Origin of the sequence: Streptacidiphilus neutrinimicus, assembly GCF_000787815.1 — a bacterium.
Taxonomy (GTDB): domain Bacteria; phylum Actinomycetota; class Actinomycetes; order Streptomycetales; family Streptomycetaceae; genus Streptacidiphilus; species Streptacidiphilus neutrinimicus.
This window is the reverse complement of the sequence record NZ_BBPO01000165.1, coordinates 1-3,662: the sequence shown is the minus strand read 5'-3', so window position 1 is coordinate 3,662 and position 3,662 is coordinate 1. Positions and strand designations below refer to the sequence as shown.

At 66.8% G+C, this 3,662-nt stretch carries 3 protein-coding genes and 2 pseudogenes; 1 reads left to right on the top strand and 4 read right to left on the bottom strand.

From position 1 onward, the window contains the following. Positions 1–41: 41 nt before the first annotated feature. Complete coding sequence (locus tag TR48_RS38170; protein WP_268873624.1) at positions 42–323, bottom strand: ATP-binding protein; 282 nt, start codon at positions 321–323, stop codon at positions 42–44. Between the two features lie 20 nt (positions 324–343). On the opposite strand from TR48_RS38170, the pseudogene TR48_RS38165 reads away from it, so the two are divergent. Continuing rightward, a pseudogene (locus TR48_RS38165) lies at positions 344–607 on the top strand (ATP-binding protein); the annotation flags it as partial. 32 nt (positions 608–639) lie between these two features. On the opposite strand, the gene TR48_RS38160 reads toward TR48_RS38165, so the two are convergent. The 3 genes and pseudogenes from TR48_RS38160 to TR48_RS44100 all read right to left on the bottom strand — a co-directional run. Then, complete coding sequence (locus TR48_RS38160) at positions 640–1,071, bottom strand: DUF6228 family protein (protein ID WP_042375525.1); 432 nt, start codon at positions 1,069–1,071, stop codon at positions 640–642. A gap of 390 nt (positions 1,072–1,461) precedes the next feature. After that, positions 1,462–2,220 carry an SDR family oxidoreductase gene (locus TR48_RS38155; protein WP_042375523.1) on the bottom strand — a complete coding sequence of 253 codons (759 nt, stop codon included), beginning with the start codon at positions 2,218–2,220 and terminating at the stop codon, positions 1,462–1,464. Positions 2,221–3,389: 1,169 nt separating this feature from the next. Further along, a pseudogene (locus TR48_RS44100) lies at positions 3,390–3,662 on the bottom strand (hypothetical protein); the annotation flags it as partial.

Sequence of the window (3,662 nt, the reverse complement as noted above, 5' to 3'; positions counted from 1 at the left end):
CAGGGCAGGTGCGGTCCAACTCCGCGCTTGGGTAGTCGGGTTCAGGAGACACGGGCGTTCACTCCCTGGCGGATGAGGTCGGAGTGCTTCTGGTGGCCGCGCAGGCGGTAGGAGGGCCCGTCGATACCGACGACGGTGGCCCGGTGCAGGAGACGGTCGAGCATCGCGGCCGCGACGGTGGCGTCGCCGAAGGCGCCCGCCCGGTCGGCGATGCCGACGTTGGTCGTCAAGATCGTGCTCGACTTGAGATACCGCTGGTTGATCACCTGGAACAGTGCGGAGGCGCCGTCCTCGGGCAGCGGGAGGTAACCAAGTTCGTCGATCTATGCGGATATCGGCATAGATCGACGAGCTGGGCTACATGGAACTCGACCGTAGGGGAGCCGAGTTGCTGTTCCAGGTTTTGACCGAGCGGGAGGAGAAGAACAGCGTGGCCATCGCCTCGAACGAGTCGTTCGCCGGCTGGACCAAGACCTTCACCGACCCCCGGCTCTGCGCGGCCATCGTCGACCGCCTCACCTTCAACGGCACCATCATCGAGACCGGCACCGACTCCTACCGACTCGCCAGCACCCGCGCCCGAGCCGAACAGCAAGCCGTTGGCTGAGTAAGTGCCGGGACGGGTCGACCACCGACGGCCTACTCCTCGCGCAAGAATTCTCGCAGGTCCGCGGCGACCGCCGTCATCCCTTCACCAGCCTCGATCACGGTCGTCACGGTGCAGCTCCAGTCGCCGGGGAAGAACCCGGACCGCAGAGTCCAGCCCAGATACACATGACCACCCGAGCCGAACGTCGCGGTCACGACCAGGTGATTGTTGACCCAGACCCGCTCGCCCTCCCAACCACGGAAGTCGCGCGCGAGGCCATCGAAGAACTCGCTCATGTTGTCCCAGACGGTCACGGTCACGGTGTCAAGCCGTGCCCGCACACCATCATCGATGGCCTCCACAGCGAAGGCGACCTCGTACTCCGCCCGCGACCAGTCGAACAACCGGACAGAGGCCGCAGACGCCCCTGCCCCCTGAACGACGAGCTCGACCTGCCCCGGAACCATCTCGATCAGACTCACCCAGCGAAGGATACGGACGCCTCAAACCGACGTCACCACCATTCCAAGGCGCCGGAGCCGTTCCTACTTTTCATCAACATTTGGGGGCCCATCAGCCACCTGGTGCTGCCAGCTCTCACCAACAAACGCTCTTCGTTCTCACCTACGCAGCCACCTGATCGACGCGCCGAGCAGAACCGGCAGGTCGCTCTTGCCGGGCCCCTGCGCCATCGTGCCGTTCCCCGATTGGAGGCAGCGAGCTGGAGCCCACCGTTGTCGCGGCTGCCTGTGCGACGACGGCGGGGCGGATGACCCAGACCGTGGTAAAAGCCCGCGAGTTACGCCGTTCACGAGTCAGTTTCCACCCCGTGGGGCGTGGCCTTGGTTCGGGCCGTTGGTGGGTTGGTCGGTTCAGAACATGGCGCCGTTCGCGCGGACTGTTTGGCCCGAAACCCAGCCGGCCTCGTCGCTCACCAGCCAGGCGACGACGGGCGCGATGTCCTGGGGGTGTCCGAGACGTCCACGCGGGTTGTGGAGCGCTGCCGCTGCGATCGACTCCGGGGTCTCGGCCCCGCGGAAGAAGTCGTCGTCGATCGGGCCGGGGGCCACGGCGTTGACGGTGATGCCACGCGCGCCGAGCTCCTTGGCCGCCGCCAGCACCATACGCTCGACCGCCGCCTTGGACCCGGAGTAGACGCCATACGTGCCGGTCATGATGGACGTCAGGGTGGTCGACAAGATGACGTAGCGTCCATTGTCGGCGATGGTACGGGCCGTGGCCCGCAGAGAGTTGAACGCGCTGCGTGTGTTGAGGCCGATCAAGTGGTCGAAGTCGGCGTCGGTGGTGTCGGCCAGGGGCTTCTTGATGACGGCACCGGGCACGTGCACGACGATGTCCAGCCGTCCATGCCGTTCCACGACGCCAGCGAAGAGCGCGTCAACGTCGGCCGAGGACGTGGCGTCCGACCGGACCGCCTCCGCTGTGACGCCGTGCTTCTCCAGAACCGCGAGCGTGTGCTGCGCCGCCGCGTCGTCGCCGGCGTAGCTGACGACGGTCGTGGCACCGCGCGCAGCGAGGTTCTCGGCGAACGCCGCTCCCTGATTGCGCGTTCCGCCGAGCACGAGGGCAACCTTGCCCTCAAGGTCGCGCGTCACCGGCGTGGAAGTCATGAGAGGTCCTTTGCGTGGATGGGTTGGAGCCCGAGCAGTCGGAGCCGTTCGATTCCACGGCCCCGGAGGGCGAGTTAGCGAGATTCGATATCGCGCCGGTGTAGCTGACCGAACGCCAGGCCGCCCCAAGCGCACCGGAGGTACCGCAGGACACCGGCTGTCGGCCCGAAGGATTAGCCCTGTGCTGGGGTGCGGGCGGTCGTGCGGGCGCCGGCCCCGCCGCCGGCGGCAGCGGGGCCGTTGAGTTCAGGCGTCAGCAGGAGGTGCTTCCGCTGGCGCCAGCGCGGTGAGCGGCTGACTGGCGACTTGCTGTTCGCCGAGGTTGCGAGGGTGACGCCGAGATCGATCAGAACCCCTGAAGGGCACCGATCGGAGCAATGCAAACCGGCAGCCCATGAGGTCTGTCCGATCCCGGCTTGATCCACACTCCGTCTCAGCAGCAGGCGCCGTTGTCGCCCGAGATGTGCACTCCTGCGGGCAAAATGCTCTGAGCAGGGGCACTGGCGTGGGCACCGACAGTGATCCCGACTGAGAGACAGGCCCCGAGCAGAGTGCCGATGATGGCCGCAACGGTGCGCTTTCGCATGTGTTCTCCCGATTCCCGATCCGTATCCATAGACACTGAGCGGAGCTACAAGTCCGTTCACCAGACACTGCTCGTGAACGGCGATAGCCCAACCCCCTGGACAACAAGGTCCCACCCAACTCGTGTGCGTGGGCTTCACAACATGAGACGTTCCGTATCCGATGCGGTTCTCGCGTGGGACACAGCGTGACGCCTGCCGCTGGGCATACCGGCGACGCAGGAGCTGCTCGCGGCTCACATACTCAAGCCGCCGCGGACCTGGCAAACATGCCAGAAGCCCGAAAGTCTGATCAAGCACAAGTGACCGTCTCACGTCTCCACGGGCGTCTCACGCCCGTGGAGTGCAACTTGGGACGATGTGAGAGACAAAGCAAGCCACCACACGCGGGGGCGTGGCCAGCCCTCCGGGGCCGAGGTCTGTCGGGATGGAGAACTGCCCTCGTTCGTTGCCCCAGGGGCGAGGTCACCGACAGTAGGATCCGCTGTTGATCACGGAGTTGATCATTTCTCAGGGGGGATACGTGTCTCATCGTCGACCGCGCCGCATCGTCGTGGCCCTCACGCTTGCCCTCGGCGAATCCGGTCAGCGCGGCAGACCGCGGGTCGGGAAGGGCGAGGTGAACAGCGGCTCGTCCTGTACACCGGCAATGCGGCGCAGGTAGGCGGCGGCCAGCAGGAAGGGGCGGGCCCAGGAGGGCACCTGGTGGGCCAGGCAGCCCCGCCGCAGCCGGCCCGGGTCGTGGAGGGTGATCGCGCTCGCCCCGGGGGTCAGGTCGCACGGGTGGACGGTGGCCAGCTGGGTGGTGGACGCGGCGGTGAAGACCGCGGTGGCCAGCTCGGCGGCCAGTTGCGGGGG